25 protein-coding genes are annotated in these 24336 nt (G+C 68.6%); 9 read left to right on the top strand and 16 right to left on the bottom strand.

The features are described 5' to 3' along the window. Nucleotides 1-275: 275 nt before the first annotated feature. Nucleotides 276-521, bottom strand: coding sequence for a helix-turn-helix domain-containing protein (locus tag FRADC12_RS19250; RefSeq protein ID WP_084011008.1), 246 nt, complete (start codon nt 519-521; stop codon nt 276-278). Between the two features lie 343 nt (nt 522-864). Between FRADC12_RS19250 and FRADC12_RS19245 the strand changes: the two genes are divergently transcribed. The 4 genes from FRADC12_RS19245 (at nt 865) to FRADC12_RS19230 (ending at nt 4265) form a co-directional block, all read left to right on the top strand. Continuing rightward, entirely contained in the window at nt 865-2022 is a 1158-nt protein-coding gene (locus FRADC12_RS19245; protein WP_198152966.1) for a hypothetical protein, read from the top strand. Nucleotides 2023-2172: 150 nt separating this feature from the next. Beyond that, on the top strand, nt 2173-3162 hold the full coding sequence (locus tag FRADC12_RS19240; RefSeq protein ID WP_052711011.1) for a ComEC/Rec2 family competence protein: 990 nt from the start codon (nt 2173-2175) through the stop codon (nt 3160-3162). Nucleotides 3163-3189: 27 nt separating this feature from the next. Continuing rightward, complete coding sequence (locus FRADC12_RS19235; protein ID WP_045877678.1) at nt 3190-3939, top strand: hypothetical protein; 750 nt, start codon at nt 3190-3192, stop codon at nt 3937-3939. Between the two features lie 68 nt (nt 3940-4007). Continuing rightward, nucleotides 4008-4265 (top strand): hypothetical protein, encoded by a 258-nt coding sequence (locus tag FRADC12_RS19230; protein ID WP_045877677.1) that lies wholly within the window; start codon nt 4008-4010, stop codon nt 4263-4265. A gap of 111 nt (nt 4266-4376) precedes the next feature. On the opposite strand, the gene FRADC12_RS19225 is transcribed toward FRADC12_RS19230, so the two are convergent. After that, entirely contained in the window at nt 4377-5810 is a 1434-nt protein-coding gene (locus tag FRADC12_RS19225) for an NF041680 family putative transposase (protein WP_045879872.1), read from the bottom strand. Nucleotides 5811-6040: 230 nt separating this feature from the next. Between FRADC12_RS19225 and FRADC12_RS19220 the strand changes: the two genes are divergently transcribed. Further along, nucleotides 6041-6733, top strand: coding sequence for a hypothetical protein (locus FRADC12_RS19220; RefSeq protein ID WP_045877676.1), 693 nt, complete (start codon nt 6041-6043; stop codon nt 6731-6733). 18 nt (nt 6734-6751) lie between these two features. Here the strand turns inward: FRADC12_RS19220 and FRADC12_RS28575 are convergent, their stop codons facing one another. From FRADC12_RS28575 to FRADC12_RS19195, 5 genes are all read right to left on the bottom strand, one after another. Continuing rightward, the gene (locus tag FRADC12_RS28575) at nt 6752-8245 is read right to left on the bottom strand and encodes an antirestriction protein ArdA (protein WP_052711010.1); all 1494 of its coding nucleotides are present in this window, start codon (nt 8243-8245) and stop codon (nt 6752-6754) included. 191 nt (nt 8246-8436) lie between these two features. Then, nucleotides 8437-9099: a hypothetical protein gene (locus FRADC12_RS19210; protein ID WP_157488930.1), complete on the bottom strand. Its 663-nt coding sequence runs from the start codon at nt 9097-9099 to the stop codon at nt 8437-8439. A 367-nt stretch (nt 9100-9466) separates the two neighbouring features. Beyond that, nucleotides 9467-9814, bottom strand: coding sequence for a hypothetical protein (locus FRADC12_RS19205; protein ID WP_157488929.1), 348 nt, complete (start codon nt 9812-9814; stop codon nt 9467-9469). A 735-nt stretch (nt 9815-10549) separates the two neighbouring features. Further along, complete coding sequence (locus FRADC12_RS19200) at nt 10550-11602, bottom strand: hypothetical protein (protein ID WP_157488928.1); 1053 nt, start codon at nt 11600-11602, stop codon at nt 10550-10552. 357 nt (nt 11603-11959) lie between these two features. Beyond that, the gene (locus FRADC12_RS19195) at nt 11960-12193 is read right to left on the bottom strand and encodes a hypothetical protein (protein WP_045877672.1); all 234 of its coding nucleotides are present in this window, start codon (nt 12191-12193) and stop codon (nt 11960-11962) included. Nucleotides 12194-12470: 277 nt separating this feature from the next. On the opposite strand from FRADC12_RS19195, the gene FRADC12_RS19190 reads away from it, so the two are divergent. Beyond that, complete coding sequence (locus FRADC12_RS19190; RefSeq protein ID WP_045879870.1) at nt 12471-13274, top strand: SDR family NAD(P)-dependent oxidoreductase; 804 nt, start codon at nt 12471-12473, stop codon at nt 13272-13274. Between the two features lie 131 nt (nt 13275-13405). Here FRADC12_RS19190 and FRADC12_RS19185 read toward each other — a convergent pair whose 3' ends face one another. Further along, nucleotides 13406-14077, bottom strand: coding sequence for an NUDIX domain-containing protein (locus FRADC12_RS19185; RefSeq protein WP_084011004.1), 672 nt, complete (start codon nt 14075-14077; stop codon nt 13406-13408). Between the two features lie 83 nt (nt 14078-14160). Here FRADC12_RS19185 and FRADC12_RS19180 point away from each other — a divergent pair, with 83 nt between their 5' ends. Then, complete coding sequence (locus FRADC12_RS19180; RefSeq protein ID WP_045877671.1) at nt 14161-14793, top strand: NUDIX domain-containing protein; 633 nt, start codon at nt 14161-14163, stop codon at nt 14791-14793. A gap of 253 nt (nt 14794-15046) precedes the next feature. Here the strand turns inward: FRADC12_RS19180 and FRADC12_RS19175 are convergent, their stop codons facing one another. From FRADC12_RS19175 to FRADC12_RS19145, 8 genes are all read right to left on the bottom strand, one after another. Continuing rightward, nucleotides 15047-15994, bottom strand: a complete 948-nt coding sequence (locus FRADC12_RS19175) for a PLP-dependent cysteine synthase family protein (protein WP_045877670.1) — start codon at nt 15992-15994, stop codon at nt 15047-15049. Nucleotides 15995-16029: 35 nt separating this feature from the next. Then, complete coding sequence (locus FRADC12_RS19170) at nt 16030-16311, bottom strand: MoaD/ThiS family protein (RefSeq protein ID WP_045879868.1); 282 nt, start codon at nt 16309-16311, stop codon at nt 16030-16032. A gap of 360 nt (nt 16312-16671) precedes the next feature. Beyond that, nucleotides 16672-16794 carry a putative leader peptide gene (locus FRADC12_RS33855; protein WP_255355207.1) on the bottom strand — a complete coding sequence of 41 codons (123 nt, stop codon included), beginning with the start codon at nt 16792-16794 and terminating at the stop codon, nt 16672-16674. Nucleotides 16795-16983: 189 nt separating this feature from the next. After that, nucleotides 16984-17421 (bottom strand): M67 family metallopeptidase, encoded by a 438-nt coding sequence (locus FRADC12_RS19165; protein ID WP_502685271.1) that lies wholly within the window; start codon nt 17419-17421, stop codon nt 16984-16986. 92 nt (nt 17422-17513) lie between these two features. After that, nucleotides 17514-18101, bottom strand: coding sequence for a DUF2017 domain-containing protein (locus FRADC12_RS19160; RefSeq protein ID WP_045877669.1), 588 nt, complete (start codon nt 18099-18101; stop codon nt 17514-17516). 8 nt (nt 18102-18109) lie between these two features. Further along, nucleotides 18110-18400, bottom strand: coding sequence for an ATP-dependent Clp protease adapter ClpS (clpS, locus tag FRADC12_RS19155; protein WP_013426957.1), 291 nt, complete (start codon nt 18398-18400; stop codon nt 18110-18112). A 108-nt stretch (nt 18401-18508) separates the two neighbouring features. After that, a complete protein-coding gene (locus FRADC12_RS19150; protein WP_157488926.1) occupies nt 18509-19207 on the bottom strand; it encodes an NUDIX hydrolase in 699 nt (232 codons plus the stop codon). 23 nt (nt 19208-19230) lie between these two features. Beyond that, nucleotides 19231-20625, bottom strand: coding sequence for a nicotinate phosphoribosyltransferase (locus FRADC12_RS19145; RefSeq protein WP_045877667.1), 1395 nt, complete (start codon nt 20623-20625; stop codon nt 19231-19233). A gap of 893 nt (nt 20626-21518) precedes the next feature. On the opposite strand from FRADC12_RS19145, the gene FRADC12_RS19135 reads away from it, so the two are divergent. Then, nucleotides 21519-23015 carry a helix-turn-helix domain-containing protein gene (locus tag FRADC12_RS19135; protein WP_045877665.1) on the top strand — a complete coding sequence of 499 codons (1497 nt, stop codon included), beginning with the start codon at nt 21519-21521 and terminating at the stop codon, nt 23013-23015. Between the two features lie 22 nt (nt 23016-23037). Then, a complete protein-coding gene (locus tag FRADC12_RS19130) occupies nt 23038-24054 on the top strand; it encodes an NAD-dependent epimerase/dehydratase family protein (RefSeq protein ID WP_045879866.1) in 1017 nt (338 codons plus the stop codon). The last annotated feature ends 282 nt before the right edge of the window (nt 24055-24336 follow it).

Here is a 24336-nt window from a genome sequence, read left to right as displayed (position 1 = left end):
CCCGAATTGTTCCAGTTTGCCCTGATCAACATATGTGGACAAACTCGGACGAGTCGGGCCGCCGAAGCCACTTTTTCAGCGGTCTCCTAGCTGGACCCGGACCTAGGCGCTGACCGACTGCTACCGCATCCAGGCCTCAAAATGGGGGCGTAGACGGGTCCGAGCCGGGTCATCAGCAAACACCATGTGATCCGCGACGCGGCCCGGGGTACCGCTCGCGGTCGTCTCCACGGGGCAACGACCACGCCACTCAGATGCACCGCCTGTAGGTGCATCTACTCCGCAGCCGGTGCCCGTAGCCCCCGCACCAGCTCCGAGGGATCGACCTTCAGCGCCTCGGCCAACTTCAGGATGTTGTGCAGCGAGATGTTCCGCTTGCCTCGCTCCACCTGGCCCACGAACGTCCAGTGCAGCCCGCACTCGTCGGCCAGCTGCTCCTGGCTCAGGCCCAGCTCGTGCCGCTGGGCGCGCACCCGTTCGCCGAACGTCTGGGCAGCTGCTGAGAGTGGTGGGGTCGCCATGACGACCCCAAGCCCATACGTCTAGCGCGTCCGCATCCAGAGCGCATGCGTCCCATGTATATACGTCCCATGACTTTGCGCCTAGCCTGAGGCTCATCCCGGCGTCGGCCGGGACTGGCTGGGCCGTCAGCGTCGCCGGCCACGTCGTCAACACCGGGACTGCTTAGGAGGTGATCGCGATGACCAAGCTCCGCGGAGGCGAGGGTGGCGGCGGGGGTACGGGCGGCTGAGTCCGCCTCCCCACCACGCCGCGGCACGGCGCTCCGAGTCCCAAGGACACGGGCGCCGTGCCGTTCGCATGTACGAGCAAGATCGACACATGTTAAACTGATCTTGCAATTCCATGACCCCGCTCCAACGCCTCTACCGCACCAAGCTCACTCTGCTGGCCGTTATCCTCACGGTGTTAGGTGTGGCCTTCCTCGTCTTGAGCCGACAGGCGAACCTCGCCACCAGCGTCCCGTGGCTGGCGTGGCTGCCACTGTCCGAGATCGGCTCGACGCTCTTCGGCAGCGGCCTGATCGTGGTGGCCTTCAACTACGTCAGCGAGACCGACGCTGACGAACGGGCCAACGAGCGCCTCCGCAAGGTCTTGAAGGAAGAGGCACCAGCCATCCGGGACGCCGTGATCGACGGCTTCGCCTTCGCGCCGGACGCCCTGACCGATGTGGCCTCCCCGCAGACGCTCGACCGGGTGGTCCGCAACACCTTGGCCATCCGGCTCGGCGACCAGGCGCTCGCCGACGATGTCTACGCGGATCTGCAGGCCCAACTGCTCCGGACCCGTGAGCGCCACGAAGGCGAACGAATCACGGTCAGCCTCGCCCCGTGGGACAAGGGGCCAGCGGGTGGCGCAGGCTCCATGTTCGTCGCAACCGTCCGGCGGGAGTACACCGCCCACGGTATGCAGCCGGCGCTGCGGTTCGAGTGTGTCTCCGACCTGGCCGAGTACCGGGAGCTGGCAGCGGACCCAGGCGGCACGAGAGCCTGGTACTTCGAGCCCATCGCCGGCCTCGACGCCGCCTCTCCCGAGGTCTTCCAGCTACTGGAGTTCACGATTGACGGTCGGCCGCGGCCGACCCGCCGGAGCAAGCGCTCCGGCGGACAGTCCTACACCGTCACGCTGGACGGCCAGACTGGCAGCGACGGTACGGCCGAGATCGCCTACACCTACCGCGTCCTCGTGCAGCAGCATGGGCACCTGCTCTTCCTTGACTTCGACGCACCCTGCAAGGGCGTCGACATCGACTTCACCTACGCCGACTGCGGCATCCGGCACGTCAACGTCCTGGACTTCATCGCCAGCTCGCAGCCAACGCGGATCACACGCAGCCCGAAGGACGTCAGTCCGCCGTCGGTTGGCGTCCGCTACGGCGGGTGGGTGTTCCCGACGAGCAGTGTGGCGTTCGCGTGGGTGCTAGAGCGGGAGCTCGGTCCGGACGGGCCACTCGTGCCGGGACACAGCCGCGCGCACCACACCTCGGGGGTTAGCACAACCTAACCATCACAGGCCCCTCAGTTGTGACTACGATCACTTGATCGGAACGTATTTCTGTCGACTAGCGGACGTAACGTGACCGACACCGTTCCGTGCTGAGCCTCCCGACCCAGCGGCCATGAACGGCGAGCTTCGTTGTTGCGGAGGCATGCGGTGCCACTCACGGTGCACTTCCTGAACGTCGGTCACGGCGACTGCACGATGATCGATCTACCCTCAGGCCGGCTGATGATGATCGACATCAACAACTCGAAGTCGCTGCCGGACGACGACGTCGACGCCCTTGCCGAAGCGCGGGGAATGTCACCGTGGATCTTCAAGAGTGTGCGGCTCGCGGAGGGCGGGCGCGCCAGCTGGGAGGAGCACTACCGCTCCATGCTGGTCGACCCCTTCGATTACTACCAGGAGCACTTCGCTGGGCGGTCGATATTCCGGTACGTCCAGACCCACCCGGACATGGACCATATGAGCGGGCTCCACAGGTTCTTCTGGCAGGAGAAGGTTACCCTAGAGAACTTCTGGGACGTGGCTCATGGCAAGACCTTCACCGAGAACGACTTCAAGGGCCCGCGGTTCTCGTACGATGACTGGCTCGCGTACACCGCACTGCGCGGAGGCAGGGGTCCCGATAACAAACAGCAAGTCATCCACAATCTCAGAGGTGCTCAGGCACAGTACTGGCTGGAGGACAAGATCACAATCTTGTCTCCGACAGCAAGCCTCGTCGACGGCTGCGACGACAAGGAAGGCTACAACGACTGCTCGTACGTCCTGAAGATCACCCATGGCGGACGGAGCATCATTCTGCCTGGTGACGCTGAGGCTGCGTCATGGGATTCGATGCTAGAGGAACTCGGTGAGGACGCGCTGAAGTGTGACCTCCTCAAGGCATCGCACCACGGGCGGAAGAGTGGCTATCACGAGACGGCAGTGAAGGCCATGGACCCCAGGATTGTGCTCTGCTCCGTCGGGAAGAAGCCCAGCACCGACGCCTCCGAGGAGTACGGGCGGGTTGCCGATTCCGTTCTGTCGACTCGCTACCACGGCACGATCAAGGCCATCATCGAGGACAACGGTCGGGTAACGGTCACCAATTGCGATGGCGAGGAAATCGCGACATTGCCAGCCATTGTTGGCCGGTAAGCCAAAACGAAACTGACGGCGGACTGCATGGACATCTCACTGTCGGGCGGCGGGCTCAGTCGGTTCGACTCCTACAGCAGGCGCGCTCGGCTGACGCCGCTGTTCCTGGTGGTGGCGCCGATTGTCGTCCTCTGCGTCGCGGTCATCCCGCAGCTCACAGCCTGGTACCGGCTGGCGCCAGTCGCCGTCGCGGCTGGCGTCTTGTTCCTGCTTGACCAACTCGGCCGGGACCGCGGGCGGAAGCTCCAGGATCAGCTATGGATCACCTGGGGCGGAGCCCCGACTACCGTTGCGTTGCGCCATAAGCGCAACAGCAACGACGTGCTGCGCGGTCGGCGTCACGAGCAGTTGAAGGCGCTAACCGGACGTGATCTGCCGACGCGCCGCCAGGAACAACAGAATCCGGCGAAGGCCGACCAGGAGTACGAGACGTCGGTCGCCTATCTGCGGTCCCGCACGCGCAATCCGGACGAATTTCCACTGGTGTTCAAGGAAAACTGTAATTATGGTTTTCGGCGGAACATGCTTGGGTTGCGCCCGTTCGGGCTGAGCGCCACGCTGGCAGCCTTGATCGGTGCGGCTGTGGTACTCGCCCTTCGAGGCATGAGCGTCACGCTCATATCTCCACTCGGGTTTGCGGCAGTGGTCCTGTTTTCACTTGCTGCCTTGGTTCTCTGGCGGAGAGTTGTAACACCCGACTGGGTCAAGGTAGCGGCGGATGCGTACGCCGACCGCTTGCTTGAGACCACCGAGACGTTGACTCCGAACGGCCCGTAGGCCGAAAACGGTGCCCAGGGCCACCGGCCTTGCAAAATGATCATGGTGCACTCATACTAGAGTTCGTTATGTCAGACGACCAATTCACCAAGTTGTTCAAATACGTGGAGCAGCGCTTCAATGAAGTAGAGGCTCGTTTTGACACACGCTTTGACAGCCTGGACTCGCGCATGGATTCCATATTCGGTGCTATGGATACCGTCACCAAGGATCAGGAGACCGAGGAAACCGAACGCCTGGCCATGTCTCACCAACTGGACCGGCATGAGCGCTGGATACAACAGCTGGCGCGCGGCGCCGATACTGAACTCGCTATCGAGGGGTGATGTGCCGGCGTGAGCACCTGGCGACCGTGCTCGCCAGCAGCGGACCCAGAGCCTAAGATCACGAGAGCACCATACGCAGACGAAACAGATTGCACGAACTAAGCTTGATTTTTAACCTTCTCGCTGTTCGTGGGCGGTCATGGTCAGTTCCCGCTTGACGGTCTTGCCCACGTCGTGGTGGGGCGCCGGTCTGCGGTTGCGTGTGCCGGGTGGACGTCCGGGGCCGGGTCTGGCGGGTTTCGGCGCGCTGGCGGGCAGGGGCATGGCCGCACGGATGTTCCGGAATCCTCGCCGGACCCGGGCGGGTGTGAGCCGGCCGGGTGGGGCAGGTTTTTCCCAGGGGCGGCGCAGGTCCCTGGCCAGGGATCGGGCAAGGCGGAGCTGGGCGTGAGCGGCGACGAGCAGCCAGGTCCAGCGGTCGGCGGCCCGTGGGCCACGGATCTTCGGGCGGGTCCAGCCCAGGGTCTGCTTGAACATGCGGAAGGTGTGTTCAAGATCGAATCTTCGGAGGAACGCCTGCCACCAGCGGTCCACCTGTGTCGGGGTGGCACCGGTGGTCGAGCACCACAGCCATAGCGGCTTCGGGGTGCGGTCGCCGGGCAGGTGGTCGACCTGCAGGCGGATGAGGGTGCCTTCGATGACGGGCAGGTCGCCGAGGTGGTCGATCCAGCTGGTGCGGTGGGTGAGCCGGGGGTGCAGCCGGTCCCAGCTCGCGGCGGTCGCGGTGCCGTAGCGGGTGGTCTCGGTGACCGTGGTGTGCTGGGGTTCGGGCCAGGTCGCCGGCTTGTCGAGGGCGAACTCGGGGCCGTGTTTGGGCGGACGGCCGTTGACGCCTGGGCGTCTGGGTGGTTTCGGGAGCCGAAGCACCCGGTCGCAACGGATCCGGCCGAGCAGTTCGACAGGCAGGTCAGCCAGGACGTATGCCAGCCGGGTGACGTCGTAGCCGGCGTCCATCACGACCAGGACGTCCGGGTCACCGTCGCACCAGTGCCCGGCGGCGACCAGCCGCCCGACGACCGCACGGATCTGCCCGGCGGTCACCGCGGTCGCGTCGTCGGCGGGGCCGAGCCGGACCACGTCCAGGATCGCGGTCCACGACGTGCGGCCGGGTTCGAGGGCGGCGACGAAGGAGTACGGCCAGCCCGGGATCAGCTGGGACTGGCTCCTCGCACGGCCGTACACATGGCAGAACAGCCGGTCGGAGCTGGTAGGCGCGTCCGGGCGCAGCCAGGAGGTGACATCGACGGCCAGCACCAACCGGCCGTCAGCCATACGTGGCAACGGCAGCCGGTCCACTGCCCGACGCAGCCGGTCGACGTCGAGCCGGCCATGGCTGACCGCGTCATACAGGGCGCCGTGACCGCGGCGGTGTTCCGGCGCCAGCGACAGCCCCACCAGCGACCGCACCGGTCCTTCCGTGCACAGCACGGCATCGGTCAGCTCGAACAGCGCGTCTGCACGCGCGGTAAGACAGTCGTAGAACTCCCGGCGGAACACCGGCAACACCGCCGCGGCGTCCTCGACTTCGGACGCGATGTCCGGCAAGCTCTCCTCCACGGCCTTCTGCGGATCATGGTGACTTTGGCGAGAAACCACGATCGGCAGGAGGCCGTGCCACGTCACGGCGACAGGCCGGGCCGCCTCATGCCACCAGCACCTATCACAGGCCGTGAGCGGCAGAGGTTAAACGACAAGCTAAAGACGCGTCTGGAAGAAGCGACCTGACGGACGAATCAACCGAACGGCTTGGAGTCTTCGACTCCGATAGCGCCCTTTTGATCGACAGCGAGAAGCTTTTCGTTCGGAACTATTTTTCGACTAACTACCTCTACACGGCACGCTGGCTGAGTGAGGAAGCGCGGCAGCTTGAAGAGAAGCTCGCCGGGGTAACGCACTATCACCCGCAGCATCGGGGCGCCGTGATCAGCTCGATCACCTCGGCCTGCGCCTTTCTCGAAGCGCACATCAACGAGATCTTTCTCGACGTCGTGGACGAGCAGCCTCCGTGGGTTGATCACCTCACGGCTGACGTGCGGGACAAGATTTGCTGGCTGTGGACCGACGGCAAGGCGGAAGAAAACAGAGCGCTCGCGAAGTACAACGCGATACTTATCGCCGCATCCCTACCCATCCTGGACAAAGGCCAGAACCCGTACCAGGATGCGCAGTTGGTGATCGATATTCGCAACGTGCTCACACACTATAAGGTGTACTCGCTGGGCGAGAAGAAACCCCATACACTCTCAAGGAAGTTCGCGTCACCGCAGTTTCCCCTGAACCAGTTGATGGTCGGCCACAACGCCGAGCGCTTTCCCGATCACATCCTCGGTCACGGTTGTGCGGACTGGGCCTGGCGTAGTTGCAAGAAATTTGCCGATGAGTTTGGCCGACGGCTCGGCATCAGCCTGAAATACCAAGCGACGGATCTTTGGGCGGAATATGGGCCGGTCGCCGATCAGGGAAACTAGGTCGAAGGCGGCCGGCCACTACTGCACTTCGAACACCCACACCCCGCCCTCAGGGGTATCCGCGATGTGCAGGTCACATGCAATGTCTTCGGCGTACTGCTCCACATCCACGGTCACGTAGTGCCGTATGTCGTCCGGCAGGTCGTCCAGGAAGCGGTAGAAGTCGATGTTCTGCAAGGAGTCCTCGGCGTAGTCCGTGAGGGAGCCCCACTCGCCCCGGTAGTGCTCGTCGAACCGATCTACTAGCTCGTCGTCTGCCCGGCCGACGTACGCCACCCAAGCGCCGTAGGCGAGGCCGTGCTCAGCGATGCCCTTGGCTACCTTGCTCAGGTCGTCCAGTGACGGCCACTCGCCTAGGACACGAGTCACGTCTTCCTCAAAGCCGTCGTAGTCGTGGACCGCCCACTCCTCGGCCTCCTCGCCGCGTCGTCGGGCGGGTGAGGTCGCCAGGACGCGGGCGACCGCAGCTTGCAGATCTTCGGCATTCCGATCGGCAGCCACCCAGCGGCCGTGCAGGACGCCGCTGGTGTAGTCCGCCAGGCTGGCGATCCAGACCCGCGGGCCATCCCCGTTTGCGTCATCGCCGTCAGCTTCGTCGGCCAGAGGTACAACCTCACCGTCTCGCCAGACGCCGGGCTGAGCTGGTTCGTAGCCGGCGCTGCCGACCATCGGGCAGAGCGGTTCGCCGGCCTGGTGCGTCCAGGTTGCCGGGTCGAGCCCTTCCGCTCGCTCGACGATCGGCTCTTCGCACTCCGGACAGGCGTATCCGACCCGCTCGTGACGGGCTTCCAGTCCGCGGCGTTCGTGCTCGACTAGTGCATCTTCGTAGACGCCGTACTCGCGGAGGATGGCCTGCCAACGCCGGTCAAGCGCCTCGCCGTCCTGCGTCTCCCAGACGTAGCGGAATCCCTGATCGTCCTGGGAGATGATCGTTCCGCCGCCGGTGCCGTGGTTCACGATCAGGCCGAACCAGCCCAGCTCGTCTACCCGGCCGACCTCCTCGTCGGGCGGCTCGCCGAACAGCTCGTCGAGCCGGTCCGGGGGTGTTACGCAGTCGGCCGCCGATCCCCCGTCGATCGCGGCTACTTCGGGTGCAACGGCGATGCCGCCGAGCAGACGTGCTCGCTCCCGCGCGGCGTCGATGCGGTCAAGGGCTGCGGCGTTCTCGGCCCAGCCCTGCACCCGTCCCTTGTCGGGCCGGGCCTGGCAGTAGGCACGGAGTGCCTCCACCCAGGAGGCGACCTCCGGAGTCTGGTCCTCAAGGTCGGCATACAGCTCGTGATAGACGTCCTCCTCGATGATGTTGCCGGTGCTCGCCAGGCTGTAGAGGGCGCTAGCCTGGCCGCTGTGCAGCTGCCCGGCGATGTAGCGGGCAGTGCGGTCGTCGATGGGCCGCTCCTGCTGGGCGGCTGTCTCGATGCCTTGTTCGATGAGGCGCTCGTCACGGGACGGCTGCCCGGGCGTCGGGTTTACGTTTCTAATTGTCCCTTCGTGTGAAGTGGTGTGTTCCATGGTTCAGGTTCCTGTTTACAAATTTTATTGTCGAATCGGGTAGGGCAGGGCAGAACAGCCGACCCTCTGCCTTTCATGCGAGCGCATCGATTACGTTGATCGACACGGAGCCCCTCTAGGTTCACTCAGTGAGTTTCCGCAAGACACCGCGACGTATCGCGAGAGTCATTGGTGCCGTCATCACACGGTTCTCAGGCAGCGCCGTGGAAGTGCAGCAGCGCGAGAAGCATGCCCGCTGCGATTCCGCCGCCGGCGTGCTCCAAGACGCTCTTGATCGATGAGAGGGTGTCCGTGAGGATGTGCCTCTCAGGCTCCGGCGATTCGATCTGCTTCTGCACGGTCGCGACACGGGGAGCAAGCTCCGCCAGGGCCTCCGGCGAGATCTCCTGCTGCAACTCTGGCAGCCGGCGGATGTACTCATCGACGAACTCACGGATCTGGTCGAGGGCATCGCCGCCTGTGCTACCGCTGTTCGTGATCTCGGCGCGCTGAGTCGCACCGGGGCTCCCGATCTGGAGCGCCGAGCCGCTCACGTTCGCGATGTTGATGGTCATCGAATTGAACGGTGGAAAGTACTGCGTCGCCTGGTCGGGATGCTCAGTGGACTCTTCCATCTCACGGAAGCCGTAGTGCGTGATCGAGGCATGCATCGGGGTACGCTGTCCGGCGATGGTGCGGAGGGCCTTAATCAGTCCTTCCCCTTCGAGATAGTCCACAGCCCTCCCCATGTCCTCGTCGTGGAGCCCCAGGGAGTCACGAATGGCCCATAGGTGTGCGAACCGCTGGGTGTCGTCCCCGACCTCCTGGTAGATCGCGTTCATGACCCGCAGACGGGTCTGCTTGTTCTGCTGCACGTCCAACACCTGAATGACCTTTCTCAGCGCTCACACGAGTAATCCTTGGAGTGCGAAGCCGAGAAAGGTGGGCAGTCGAACCAGAACGGTACCCACGGGTACGGTTCCGAGTGCGCCTGGGAAAGCGCGCGGAGAGCCCGGCTCGGCGTCCGAACTCGGCACGGAGGCCGGGGTTCTCGCACTTGTTAGAACGATACAGCGTCAGACTGGCATGGCCGTACGACAGAACACCGACCCGTTCGGCCGGCCCTTGTCGCGCTCCTGCCGCCTCGACCCTGTCTGCTTGGGTCGACGGCAGGTGGCAGTCCCCAGCTCAACCCCTCCAACGGCCGGCCGCAGGTGAGCACGGCCGGGCTTCGGAAGTCGGTCAGGTGGACTTGGGCGGGTGGCCGCGGCGGGGGACGCCACGGTTGCGCAGCAGGGCGTTGACTGCCGACTCACAGATCGAGTACTTCTCGGCGAGGCTGCGGATGGTCATGCCGGCGAGGTAGAGGCTGATCAAGGAGTCGATCTGGGCAGGCGTGAGGCGATCAACGATGGCGTGGCGGCGAGGTAGCTGGCCCGAGCCGGTGAGGCCGTTCAGTCCGGGAGGGGCTTCTTGATCCTTGCCGTCGGAGACGGCTGACCAGGTCTTACGGAGGTCATGGAGGTACTCGGGCCGGTTCAAGTAACGGCCAAGGAGGTGCACCGGCCTGTCTAGCAGGTGCTCATGCACGGGTGAGCCGTCGCTGGTGGCCGTCGAAGACCCGCGTGGAACTCATCGTGGAAGATGGGCCGCTGGATCATCTACCGCCCGCGCGTGACCCAGGCCGCAAACCTTCGATCTTGCCGAAGCCGCCGAAGTGAGCCCAGTCAGGGCCACCATCCGCTTGGTGCACACCTGTCGTCACGGCAGGCTCCCTGCCGCACGGCGTAGGACGCTGGACGAGGCACAGCCATCCCACACGCCCTCGTGGCTCGCCTGAGCCCGGTGCGGCTGATGCCGCAGGGTGGTTCTAGGCGGCGCAGCAGCGCGCCGCCGCTACCAGGCGTCCACCAACTGCTCGGTGAGCGCACCGGCGATCAAGCCTCGGCGGCTGCGTCCCCACCGAGTGATCGGTCCCCGGAGTCGTCGGGGCCAGCGAACCACCGAGTCGCTGCACGTTGCGCCGGATCAGTTCCTCGCACACCGCGGCCTGAAGCCGGTTCGCGATACCAAGTACGCCCGCTGCACCAGCGCCCGGGAAGGCCGGGAAGGCCGGGAAGGGCGGCAGAGCGACCGGCCGCGCGCCGGCGCCGCCCCTCCTCGGTGCCATTCGCGACCTGTGAGCAAACTTCCGCGTCAACAGAAACATCGTTCTGAACGGGCGGGCGCCACCGGACGAACCGGTGGCGCCCCGGACGATGTCGGTCTTCAGCGGGAATCAATTCTGTCCCAGTCCTGCCGAAGATCGGTTGTTCTTCCAAACCGCTACGCGGCTGGAGCCTGCGCCGGCGTGGCCGGAACGGACGGTGTAACCAGTGCAGCCGTGGTCGCCGGCGCCTGTCCCGCAATAGATGTCGACGGCGAGTTCATGTCGTTGTCGTACCCCCGCTTCGAGCCGAACCAGATCACCCTCTCGCGGGTGTACGAAATCTTCTTCTTGATTACGTTCTTGTGGCGCTTGCTGGTGTCGGGGTGGTAGCTGACCGGCTGGCTCGCATCCGTTCCCCCGGCGCCGGTGGCCCCGGGGTCCTGGTAACCGGGGTACCCACCGTCATCGCCGTAACCGTTGTGATTGTCATTGTTGCCGAACCAGACGACCTTCTCCCACCTAATCGATTCCTTCTTCTTCTCGATGTTCTTGTGCTGGTCCTTCTTGCCGTAGTCCGCCGTAGGCGCCAGTGCCGTTCCGACGAGCGTGGCGGGGGCAGTGGGCGCAGCCGGGCCGGCCGCGTCCGCCGGGTCGACGAGAGTGGCCGGGCCGGCCGGGTCCGCCGAGTCGTCAAACGCGGCCGGGGCCGCGAACGCGGCCGGGTCGGCCGCGTCCAGCGAGTCGTCGTACGCAGCCGGGCCGGCCGCGTCCGCCGAGTCGACGAGAGTGGCCGGGCCGGTCGCGCCCGCCGGGCCGGCGTCGCCATCGTACGATTGTCCGTGCGGCTTCTTCTTGTCCTTGTCGCCGAACCAGACGACCTTCTCCCAGGTGACGGAGTCCTTCTTCTTCTTGATGTCGTTGTGGTCCTTCATTTCTCTCTGCGGATCCTGGTACGAAACTGGAGCGGTAGCGTCGGAGACCGCCTCGTCGAGGCCGCTCAGGCCGGCCCCTCCTGCCTCGTCGCCGTACCTGTGTGGCTTCTTCTTGTCCTTGCCGTCGAACCATATGACGCGCTCGTGAGTGAAGGACTCCTTCTCCTTCTTCACCGTTGGGCCATGCGTCGGCTCCACGGCCTGCGCGGCCGACGCGCCCGTACCAATGGCAACGGCTACGGACACGAGGCTCGATGCGGCCAGCAGGGCGGCGCGCCGCCCAATTCCCCCACTCATGCTGTACCTTTCACGCGGGTCGTTCTCCAGTATCTGTGAGCGACAACATAACCGGCTGGAGCCCTGGCAACGGCAGCGCAAAGCAGGCGTGTCGCCGGGGACTTCACGACGTCTTCTCTGCCGCGCTTCGGTGCTTAGAGGAATGCTGCGAGCCGTGATGTCAGCATTTCCAGCTGTCGTTGGGGGGCTCTCAAGAAGGGCGTGTTCGGCACGCCGAAGGAGACGGTGTCAAGTATTGACAGCCCGATCGAAAGACCCGTTAATCATGCCGCGGATTAATCGCGAAATAGGTCGCCGATCCGGAGCTGCCGTCCGCTTCCGCCGGCCGCCAGGGGGCGGCCGGGGTTCTGACGCCGGTCAGTTGGAATCAGTTGGTCGCCGGCGGCGCCGGATGCCACGCCTGCGCGGCAGCGCCTTGACCGCCGTCTCGCTGATCGAGTAGCGCCCGGCCAGGGCACGGGCGGTTGCACCGGCTTGGTACGCGGCGATCAACGCGTCGATGTCCGCGGCCGGAAGCCGGTCAACGATCGCGTGCCGACGCGGCACCTGGCCGGAGCCCGTGAGGCCCGGCAGCTCCGGCGCCGACCTCATGGCTGGTCGATGGCTGACCGTGGCGGCCGAACTTCCACACCCCGGTCGGATGGCGCCTGGAGCTGCTGGCTATCGTCGGTCGCCTCGCGGGCAGTCAGCGGCTGATCGGCCCGACGAGCGCATTGCGTTGTGACATGGCCCTCGATGCGCCGTCATCCCAGGTCAACCGCGCAGATCGGCCCGAAGCACCTGTGGAAGGTGGTCCATGCAACGCGATCGTGACTCTCCTGGCGTGCCGCCCGGCGCGTCAGCGGACGCCCTGCCGGTGGCGGACGTCATGGCCACGACTGCGGCCGCAGTGTCCCGACCCGCCGGCGTCGCGCTCGTGACCGGCGCCTCGTCGGGGATTGGCGCGGCATTCGTCCGGGAGCTCAATCGCCGTGGCTACGCCCTGATCCTGGTGGCCCGGGACCGAAACCGCCTGGAGGCCATGGCCCGGACCCTGGCCTGCTCGGCCGAGATCCTCCGCGCCGACCTCACCGACGCCGACGGGCTGGCGGCGGTCGAACGCCGCCTCGCCGACCCCGCACGTCCAGTCGACCTCCTGGTCAACAATGCCGGGGCCGGAACGTACGGCCGCGTCACCGAGACCGAGGCCGAGTCCCTGGCCGCCACGGTCGACCTCAATGTCCTCGCCGTGGTCCGCCTGACCCGCGCGGCCTTGCCTGGCATGCTCAGCCGCCACCACGGCGGCGTCATCAACGTGTCGTCCGTCGTCAGCACCAGCGCGGCTCCCGGGATGGCGGCCTACGCGGCGACCAAGGCGTTCGTCGACAGCTGGACGCGGTCGCTGGGCGGCGAACTCGACGGCACGCCCGTCACCGTGACGTGCGTGCGGCCCGGTTGGACCAGGTCCGAGTTCCACGACCGAGCCGGGCAGACGGTGGGGGACGTCCCGGGCACACTGTGGCACGATCCCGACGCTGTGGCCCGGATCGCGCTCGACGCCCACGGCGCCGGACGGCTGTTCTGCGTTCCCCGCCTGCCGCCGGCGATCGAGGCGCGCGTGCTCGCCGAGAAGATCGGCCGGCGTGGTCTCCGCGAGGTCGAGCGGTTGGCGTCTGCGGTACGGCGCTCGTAGGCAACGTCGGTCAGGTCGCTGTCGAGGAGCCAGACGGTCAGCTTGCCCGCGCGGCGCGGGTACTGGGCGGTCTCGAGGTCCAGATCAGCGAAGCAGCGAGCTGGGCACCGAGCCCGCTGCCGTGTGCGTGGTTACCGGGTTTCGCCGGCGAGCGGGGCCGGCCAGGGGAGATCGGCCGGGCGCAGGGGCTTCCAGTTGAGGGTGCGGGCGCTTACGGCGGCGAGCAGTCCGGCGACCGTGGCGGAGTTCTGGATCTCGCCCGCGTGTACCCGCGCGACGGCCTCGTCGAGGTCCAGCCACTCGGTGTGGAAGTCGGCCTCTTCGAACTCGCCGGCCTGCCCGAGCTCGTAACGCTCGTCCTCGGGCACGGCGGTCAGGTCGCGAGCGAGATAGACACGGGCCAGCTGGTTGACCGCTCCGGGGGATACGCGCATGTCCGCGAGGATGTGCCAGGTCGCGGCCCGCAGGCCGGCCTCCTCGTACAGCTCCCGCCGGGCCGCCTCGAAGGGCGTCTCCCCCGGCTTGTCAGCCAGTCCAGCCGGTAGCTCGATCAGGAATCCGCCGACCGGGTGACGGTACTGCGACAGCAGGAAGACCCGTCCGGCGTCGTCAAGCGCCACGATCGTCACCGCCGCTGGCCGGTCGAGGACGGCTCGCTCGGCGACCTGGCCCCCGGGCATCCGGACATCGTCAACCCGCAGGGACATCACCTTGTCCGCGTAGACCTGCCGCGACGCGACGGCCTGGTAGCCCGCACTCATCGGGTCCGGCTCCTCCTCGGGGTGGTGGTGCGCGGGGTTCATGCTCTCAACAAGCCGACCGCGACGGGCCGCCGGCCAGGTAAGGCCCGTTCTCTTTGGGGCGGGATGACGAGAGGGCGAGCAGCATGGGCGACGGCTACGAGACGGTGCACTCGCGGCTGGTGCACGAGAACCACATCATGTCGATCCGGGTCGAACAGGTCCGGGTGCCCGGAGGCCAGGTCGCCGAGCGGGACGTCATCGACCGGATGGGAGCGGTGGTCATCGTCGCGCTCGACGACGACCAGCGGGTCTTCCTGCTGTCGCAGTACCGGCATCCGGTGGGCGGGTTCGTCGTCGAGCTGCCTGCCGGGCTGCTCGACAAGCCGGATGAGTCGCCGTTCGAGGCGGCCCGGCGGGAGCTGTACGAGGAGGCCGGGCTGCGCGCCAGGACCTGGCACACACTGCTGGACCTGCGTCTGACTCCGGCGGCCATGAACCACCGGGTGCGGGTCTACCTGGCCCGCGACCTGACTGTCGTCCCGGACGACGAACGTTACGAGCTCGGTCAGGGCGGCGAGTTCGAGGAGTCCGATTTTCGCTCCGAATGGGTCGCCCTCGGCGAAGCCGTCGGCCGGGCACTCGCCGGGGAGATCCAGAACGACGCCGCCGTCGCCGGCCTGCTCGCGACCGCCGCCGCCCAGACCAACGGCTGGCGTCCGCTGCGTCCCGCCGAGCTCCCCTGGCCACCCCGCCTCGTCACCGAGCAGGCACCTTGAATGTCCAGGCAGGCTGACGTGGCCGGTGTGGCGAATCCAGTCAGACGTCATGGCGCCACGGACGGGCCGATCAGGCACCACGGGGCAGGACTCAGCACTGGCGAGCCGCGCCGGGCCCGCCACAGCCCCAGCTCCAGGCCAAGGGCCGGCCCAGGACGGGGCTTCAGGCTCGGGCCCGCGCAGCCCGAGCGCCGAACCAAGGGCGAACCAAGGGCGAACCAAGGGCGGGCCAAGGGCCAACCCAGAAAGGGACTCAGGCCCAGAGCTGGCCTTCGAGGGCGGCTTCGGCCTCCTCCAGCGTGCCGGCGTAGGCGCCGGTGGAGAGGTACTTCCAGCCGCCGTCGCAGACGATGAAGGCGATGTCGGCGCGTTTGCCGTCCTTCACCGCCTTCTCGGCCTGGGCGAGCGCGGCGTGCAGGATCGCGCCCGTGGAGATGCCGGCGAAGATGCCTTCCTGCTCGACCAGCTCGCGGGTGCGCCGCAGCGCCTCCCGCGGCCCGACCGAGTACCGCGAGGTCAGCACCGACGCGTCGTACAGCTCGGGCACGAAGCCCTCGTCGATGTTGCGCAGGCCGTAGACCAGCTCGCCGTAGCGCGGCTCGGCGGCGATCACCGTGATACCGGGCACCTGCTCCTTGAGGTAGCGGCCAGTCCCCATCAGCGTGCCGGTGGTGCCGAGGCCGGCGACGAAATGGGTGATGCACGGCAGGTCCTCGAGGATCTCCGGGCCGGTCGTCTCGTAGTGCGCCTGGGCGTTCGCCGGGTTGCCGTACTGGTAGAGCATGACCCAGTCGGGGTGCTCGGCGGACAGCCGCTTGGCGACGGCGACCGCCTCGTTCGAGCCGCCGGCCGCCGACGAGTAGATGATCTCCGCGCCCCACATCGCCAGCAGCTGCCGACGCTCGACCGAGGTGTTCTCCGGCATCACGCAGATCAGGCGGTAGCCCCGCTGGCTGCAGACCATCGCCAGCGAGATCCCGGTGTTGCCGGAGGTCGGCTCCAGCACGGTCGCGCCGGGGCTCAGCACGCCGCGCTTCTCGGCGTCCTGGACCATCCACAGCGCGGCCCGGTCCTTGATCGAACCGGTCGGGTTGTCCTGCTCCAGCTTCGCCCACAGCCGCACGTCGGCGGACGGCGACAGCCTCGGCAGGCCGACCAACGGGGTTCGTCCTACCGAGTCCACCAGGGATTCAAAACGCATGTTCCGCTACCGATCCTTGTGGCGCCGGGTCGACGTCAGCCGCCGGCGACGGCGGGCAGGATGGTCACGCTGTCGCCGTCGGAAAGCTTGGCGTCCAGGCCACCGAGGAACCGGACGTCCTCGTCGTTGATGTAGACGTTGACGAAGCGGTGCAGCTCGCCGGCGCCGTCACCGGAGATCAGCCGGCCGCGCAGCCCGGGGTGGCGGGTGTCGAGGTCCGTGAACAGCGCGGCCAGGGTGTCCCCGGAGCCGTCGACGACCTTCGAGTTGCTGGTGTAGCTGCGCAGGATGGTCGGCACGCGGACCTGGACTGCCATGGTGCTCCTCTTCTCAGGGGCCGCGGCCCGGCCGGGCTGCGGCATCTCGGCCGGGCGGCCAGGCGCGGAACGGTCTAGCTAACGAATGTGGCGCCGCTCGGGGCTCCGTGGCCTGACCCGGATCGTCTGACCCGGATCGTCTCACTGCACGGCGCCGTGCAGTCAGCCTGACGGCATCGTGCGGTCAGACCAAACGCCGCGAGCGCCCTCCAGTGTTCCAGGCTTGGCCGCCGCTGGGCGCTCTCCTGGATCTGGCCGTCAGTCGGGACCAGCCGACAGGCCTTCAGCGCAGGCGGCGGGGCCAGCCAGCGGGCTTTTCAGACAGGCAGTTGGTGGCGCGACGCGGTCCGGCGGCGAGCGTCAGCGGACGCTACGACAGCGGGCGCTGGCTACCCGGAGCAGGTCGACGTGCAGCCGGGCGACCAGGAACAGCTCCGGAACGCCCACGGCCACGGTGTCGCGCGAGTGGCGGGGCGCAGTCATGTCGCCATCGTTGCACATGTGTGACGCTTGGCGGGGCCCAACGACTGTGACGCTGGTGGAACCAGAGACGCTGGTGGAACCAGAGACGCTGGTGGAACCAGAGACGCTGGTGGAACCAGAGACGCTGGTGGAACCAGAGACGCTGGTGGAACCCAGGCGCCTGCCAGCACCGCGGTCGGGCCCGGCGGCTCAGCCGATCTCTACCGGCTCCTCGGTGATCACGCCGTCGACGATCCGGAACGAGCGGAACTCGGTGGTCTCCGGCTCCCGGGTGGACGCCAGCACGTAGTGCGCGCCGGGCTCCGACGCGAACGACACGTCAGTCCGGGACGGATAGGCCTCGGTAGCGGTGTGCGAGTGGTAGATGACGACGGGTTCCTCGTCCCGGTCGTCCATCTCCCGCCACACCTTGAGCTGCTCCATCGAGTCGAACCGGTAGAACGTCGGCGAGCGCTCGGCGTTCTCCATCGGGATGAAGCGCTCCGGCCGGTCCGAGCCGAACGGTCCGGCGATCACGCCACAGGCCTCGTCGGGATGGTCCCGTCGGGCATGATCGATGATGGCCTCGTAGAGGGCGCGGTCGATGCGCAGCACGCCGACCACGGTACGACGGATCTGCCCCCGCACGGCCAGTCCAGGGTGCGCAGCCAGTCCAGGGTGCGCAGCCAGTCCAGGGTGCGCAGCCAGTCCAGGGTGCGCAGCCAGTCCAGGGTGCGCAGTCAGTCCAGGGTGCGGATCAGGTTGTCGACGAGGATGGTCAGCAGCTCGTACATCTCGATGACCGGCAGCCGCCGGTCATCGGGGGGCAGCGTTCCGAGCTCGTCGAGGTAGTCGTCGTCGGTGATCCCCAGCCGGGTCCCGAACACCAGCCGCAGGTCGTTCAGGGTCGTCAGCCAGTCCTGCGCCACCTCCTCGTCGAGGAGCAGCACCTCGCCGGGGCCGGGCACGGTCGCGAGCACCCGGCGGGCCGCGGCGCGCTTGTGGGCCAACGCGTCGTCGGTGCGCCGCCGGCGGAAGTCCCCGGAGGCCATCGGGTCCTCCGGGTACGGGTCGGGCAGCAGCCGGGCCAGGGCCGGGTCCTCCGGCGGCGGCGGCGCGGTGTCACGCAGCCCGACCAGCGCCTCCAGCGGGTCGTCGACCGGAGGCGGCTCCAGCATCCGGTCCATCTGCCTGACCAGCTCGATCAGCACCGAGCCCTCCCACTGGGGGAGCCGGAGTTCGATGCCATGGCGAGTGCGCCGGAAGCTGTCCGGCAGCCGGTCGTACTCCTGCGCCACGTCCCCGTCCTCGTCCAGCGGTGTGCTCATACCGGCTCTCAGTCCTGGCGGACGGTGGCCCAGAGGCCGTAGGTGTGCAGACGAGCGGCGTCCCGCTCCATCTCGTCGCGGGTGCCGTTGCTGACCGACGCCCGGCCCTTCTCGTGGACGTCGAGCATCAGCTTGCGCGCGGTAGGTCGGTCGTAGCCGAACAGCTTCTGGAAGACATAGGTCACGTAGGACATCAGGTTGATCGGGTCGTTCCAGACGATCGTGACCCAGGGTCGATCGTCACTGAGCGCCTCTTCGATCTCCTCGACGTCCGCGGGTGAGACGGCGGTGGCGGTCACGGCACCTATTGTTACGCACCCCGCCGCTCCCTACCCGTCGGCTGGTGAACCTCCGACACGGTCCGTCGCCGGCACGCGCCTCTCGGGCACCGAGCCCGCGACGGTCCGTCAGACCGAGCGGCGCAGCAGCGGTGGATACAGCGCGGTCGCCGACCCCCGCCGGTAGAGCTGGGCCGGCCGGCCGCCACCGCGCGGCGAGCTGACGGCGCCGACCGGGACGACGAAGTCCGGCGTGCTCAGCACCTTGCGGCGGAAGTTCGGCGGGTCGAGGCTCACGCCCCAGGCCGCCTCATAGACCCGGCGCAGGTCAGCGAGCGTGAACGGCTCCTCGCAGAAGGCCGCCGCCATCGGGGTGTACTCCAGCTTGCCGCGGGCCCGCTCGACCCCGTCCGCGACGATGCGCGGATGGTCGAACGCGAGGGTCGGCCCGTCGGGTGAGCCCAGATCCTCGACCGGCCACCAGCGGGCCTGCTGGCCCCGGCGGCCGGGCTCCGGCTGCGGCAGGTTCGGCAGCAGGGCCAGGTAGGCGACGCTGACGACCCTGGTGCGTGGGTCGCGGCCCGGGTCGCCGTAGGTATAGAGCTGCTCAAGGTGGCCGGCCGCCGTCACGCCGGTCTCGTCGGCGAGCTGGCGGCGGGCCGAGGCGTCCAGGTCCTCGTCGGAGCCGACGAAGCCGCCGGGCAGCGCCCAGTAATGGGTGAAAGGGGCCTCGTCCCGCTGGATGACCAGGACGCACAGGCGGCCCGAACGCAGCGTGAGCAGGACAACGTCGACGGTGACGCTGATCGCCGGCGGCCCTGGACTCACGGCGTCCAGCTTCTCGCACGGCGTCAGGGATGCGGCACCGAGGTGATAACCGGCAGGCAGGGGTGGCCGAACGCGACGTCGCGGGCCCGCTGCGGCAGGTCGGCGACGGCGGCCCGGTGATGGTCGCGGGCCCGGCGCAGCCCGACCGGGCCGGTAGCCGTGGGGTCGACGACCGCCCCGTCGCGCATCAGCTCGACGAGCAGTGGCCGGTCCCGGCCCGGACCAGCGAGGCTGCCGCCCACGGGGTGTGCCTGCTCGGCGGGCCCGTCCAGGGCGGCCGGAGCGAGACCGTCGACGGACTGGCCGCGCGAGGCGGCCCCGCCGGGACGCTCGCCGGCCGGCAGCACGAGGTCCACGACGGCGACCCCACCCGCGTCGTGCCGGCGCAGCACGTCTTTGCGGCCGCCGCGGGTGCTCTTGCCGATGGAGGTCTTCGCGACCGGCCGGCCGTCGATCTCGACGAGCTTGTAGACGAAGCCGGCGGTCGGCGCGCCCGAGCCGGTGACCAGGCTGGTGCCGACGCCGTAGCCGGCGGCCGGCACGCCGGCGAGCCGAGCGATGCTGTGCTCGTCGAGGTCACCCGTGACGATGATCCGGGTCTCGGTGGCGCCCAACGCGTCGAGCTGGGCCCGGGCGGCCCGCACGCCGGCGGCCGGGTCGCCGCTGTCGATCCGGATGGCGCCGAGGCCCGGTCCCGCCGCCGCGACGGCCGCGGCGATGCCCGCCTCGACGTCGTAGGTGTCGACCAGCAGCGTTGTGTCGACGCCCAGGGTGTCGACCTGGGCGTCGAAGGCTTCCCGTTCGGTCGGGTGCGCCAGAGTGAACGCGTGCGCGGCGGTGCCGCTGCTCGGCACCGCCCAGCGCCGGGCTGCCTCCAGGTTCGACGTGGCCGCGAACCCGACCAGGTACGCCGCCCGGGCCGCGGCGACCGCCGCCTCCTCGTGGGTGCGCCGGGAGCCCATCTCGATCAGCGGCCGGCCCCCGGCCGCCTGCACCATCCGGGCACCGGCGGCGGCGACGGCACTGTCGTGGTTGAGCACCGACAACGTGAGCGTCTCCAGCAGCACGCATTCGGCGAACGGGCCCTCGACCACGAGCACGGGGGTGCCAGGCAGGAAGGGCTCACCCTCGGCGAAGCCGCGGATGTCGCCGGAGAAGCGGTAGCTGGCCAGCCAGTCGGCGGTGGCCGCGTCGACGACGCCGCTGCCGGTGAGCAGGCTGAGCTCCTCGGGGCCGAACCGGAAGTCGGCGAGCGCGGCGAGCAGCCGGCCGGTGCCGGCGACGACACCGTAGCGGCGGCCGGCGGGAAGCGAGCGGGCGAACACCTCGAAGGTGGCACGCCGGTACGCGGCGCCGGACTTCAGCGCGGCGCGCAACATGGTCAGCTCGTAATGATCAGTGAGAAGCGCCGTGGACATCCGCACCAGGTTAGGTATCCGCGGCCCGCGACGCGGCTCAAAAGTCCGATTGGGGGCGAGTGGCTCAGGGCACGCGGCTCGGAGGGCGCTTGCGCGCCCGCTCGCCACGCGCCGGTCGGGGCGCTGAACGCCCCGACCAATGCTGGACCGAGGCGCACGGCGATGACACTGGCCGACCTGATCCAGGGCCGGGACCTCGGCTGAGTACCGCTGACGTGGCTGGCCGGGGGCCGGGACCAGGCTTAGTCTCGCTGGGGCTACAAACCGCCCGAACCGGCCGAAAAGGCCATGACTGGATGTCCTGCGCCCGTCTCGAGGCTGGGCGGCGGGCTGCTGTCCGGGGTGAGGTGCCGGGTGGTCCCGCGGATGCGGGTAACCGAGCACACAGGTAGATCACGCCCGACACGGGCCGCGGCTATAGAAAGCCGGGCGGGATCGGGCAGGCTAGGACGTGCACGGTCCGACCGGGCGTGGGCTGATGAACAGGTCACATCATTCGCCCAGCACCGCAGTGCCGCAAGCACGTGGTGGCCGCCGCGAACCCCAGCAGGGGCGCCGGCGGCGGCGTGCGATCGTGACTGTGTGCACGGCAACTATGCGGGGGTTTTTCTCGTCGTGGTCGGCGGGGCCCTACTTGCCCTACTGGTCATGGCACGTAGGGCCAGCCGGAGCCTCGCGCGAGACGTCTGGGGCCGGATGAGGCTGCTGCGCTGGATCGGAGTGGCGATTGTGATCGTCGTCGCACTGGCACTGGCGGGCGTGATTCCGGGCCGGTAAAGCGGGCAGCCCGAAAGGATCTGCACGATTTATGCCAGTGAGTCCGCAGATGTACCACTAGCTAGGCTCACGTCCTGTAACCAACGTTCCGCCGCTACGACCCGAGAGGATCCCGGGTGACCGGTCAGACCTGGCTGTGGACACCGCCACCGCCGACCCCTGTTCCTGTCGGCGTCGGGCAACTCCTCCGCGCCTACCGGCAGGCGCACGGGCTCACGCAGCAGCAGCTCGCGGACCAGCTCGGGTTCGACCAGTCCTACGTGTCCAAGGTCGAGAGTGGCCGTCGGGCCATCCACGACATCTCCACGCTGCGCCACATCGCCCGCCACCTGGAGCTCGCGCCCGAGGACGTGGGCCTGGCCCCCGGCACGCTCGCCGAGCGGCGCCGCGAGCCCGGCCGGGACTCCCTGTCCGAGCAGGCCACTGCCAGCCAGCGCGCCTGGCGGGTCACCCGGGACACCCTCAACCGCAACCGGATCCGGCTGGCCAAGGCGGCCGCCGGGCTCTACCCGGAGGCCTACCGCCTCTGCCCCGGCCTGCTGGCCAGGCCCGGCTGGATCTGGCCGCAGCCGCTGGACATCAGCGACGTCGGCCTGCGCTGGTCCGACGAAGTCCCCGAGCCGGCCATCACCGGCGGCGAGCCCGAGACCGACGGCGCGCGCCCGCTGATCGCCGACGGCGGCCCGTACGTGCGCTACCAGCGCTACACCCGCGCCATGCGTGACCTGGACCGCCCGACGCTGTTCGAGAACCGGCTGAGCTTCCGGCTGGTCGACATCACCCGCGACGACCTGGGGTCAGGCCAGACCGGCGATGGCGGGAACCCGATGCTGGCCTTCGGCCACACCACCTACTTCGACGCCGTCGACGTCTGCGAGACCGTCGCCCACGAGACCGCCGCCGCGATGATGTCCAGCGGGCTGTCCTGGCCGGCGCTGCCGTTCCGCCGCCGGATCGGCGATCCCTTCGACCTGGCCGCCCGGCCGGTACTGCCGTCGATCAACACGCTGACCATCCGGGTCGACCGGGGCTCGGCGAGCTTCCTGCTGCACCGGCGCAGCGCCGGGTCGGTCGCCACCGCCGGCGGGGTGTACCACGTGATCCCGGCTGGCGTGTTCCAGCCGTCCGGGATCACCCCGGTCCACCACCGGGCCGACTTCGACCTGTGGCGCAACATCATGCGCGAGCTCTCCGAGGAGCTGCTCGGCAACACCGAGCACGACGGGAACTCCTCCACCCCGATCGACTACGCGGCGGACGAGCCGTTCCGGGAGTTCGACGAGGCGCGCCGCGACGGCCGGATCCGGGTCGCCTGCTTCGGCGTCGGCATCGACGCGCTGACGCTGTTCAGCGAGATCCTGACGGTCGTCGTCATCGAGGCCGACACCTTCGACGGCATGTTCGCCGAGATGGTGCACAGCAACGCGGAGGGCTCCGTCGTCTCGGCCGGGCCGAACCGCGCGGCCGCCGAGGGCATCCCGTTCACCTACGCCACCCTGCGCCGGCTGATCGACGGCGAGCCGCTCGCACCCGCGGCCGCCGCCTGTCTGGAGCTCGCCTGGCGCCACCGTGAGCTACTACTGCCGGGGCTACGGCTGCGAGCGGCGTCCTAAGTTGCCTCCGTACGGGGGCGGCCTGCGGGTCCTCGTCACAGGGGCGGGCGGCTTCATCGGGGCCGTGCTCACCGACCTGCTCGCGGCCCGGGGCGACCAGGTCACCGCGCTGGTGCATGGCCGCGAGGGCGGCTCGCGACCGGACCACGCGGCCACGGCCGGCGGGAGCCCGCCGGCCCGCCGGCTCGCACCGGGCGTCGAGGTCGTCGCCGCGGACCTGCTCGACCCGGGCTCCCTGCTGGCCGCCCGGCTGGACCGGGGCTTCGACGCCGTCTGCCACCTGGCCGCGCTGACCCGGGTCCGCCAGTCGGGCGCCGAGCCGCTGCGCTACTTCGAGACCAACGTGACGGGCACCGTCAACCTGCTTACGGCACTCGACCGCGGGGTGGCCGCCGGCGGGCCGCCGCCCGCCGTGGTGTTCGGCTCGACCGGCACCGTCTACGGCGATCCCGGCGGCGGGCCCATCCCCGAGAGCCACCGGCCCGAGCCGAGCCACCCGTACGGGGCCTCGAAGCTCGCCGCCGAGCTGGCCATCACCCACCAGGCCGCGACCGGCCGGATCGGCGCCGTCGTCCTGCGCTCGTTCAACGTGGCCGGCGGCGCGGCCGGGCACATCGACCGGGACGTGACCCGGATCATCCCAGCCGCGTTGCGGGTGGCCGCCGGCGCGGCGGAGTCCTTCCGGATCAACGGTGACGGCGAGGCGCTGCGCGAGTACGTGCATGTCGCGGACGTGGCGGCGGCCTACGCGCTGGCGGTGGACGCGGCGCGCCCGGGCGACTTCCGCGTCTACAACGTCGGCGGGGCCGGCGTGACCGTCAACGAGGTGCTCGCCGCGGTCGAGCGGGTCACCTGCTGCCCAGTGCGCAGGGTGACCGGGCCGCCGGTGATCGAGCCGCGCACCCTGGTCGTCGACAGCGGCAAGATCCGCAAGGAGCTCTACTGGGAGCCGCACCGCTCGACGATCGACCAGATCATCGCCGACGCGTGGACCTGGTCACACGAGGCGGCGGCCGAGAGCCCCTCCGCGCCGACGTGATGACCGTCACATCTAGGTCAATCGCCGCCCCCGAGGCCGAGCTGAACCGTTTCCCTCCGTCACACCCGCGCCGCCCCAGCTGACGCGAGTCGTCACCGCGATACCTCTCGGCGACCCCCAAGGGCACACATCACCAGCTCCGCACACTAATCTGGCGTCTAACGGCTGGCGATCTCATCCACGTGCGTGCGTTCGGCGCGCCGTGGCACGGGGTCGCCTTGGCGGAAGCCAGCGGGGCGCGCCCGCGCGGCTTCCGGATCGCACACGTTCCTGGGGGAACAC

Source organism: Pseudofrankia sp. DC12, assembly GCF_000966285.1.
GTDB lineage: Bacteria > Actinomycetota > Actinomycetes > Frankiales > Frankiaceae > Pseudofrankia.
Note: the sequence above shows the minus strand (reverse complement) of the source record. Positions and strands in the feature narration are given on the sequence as shown.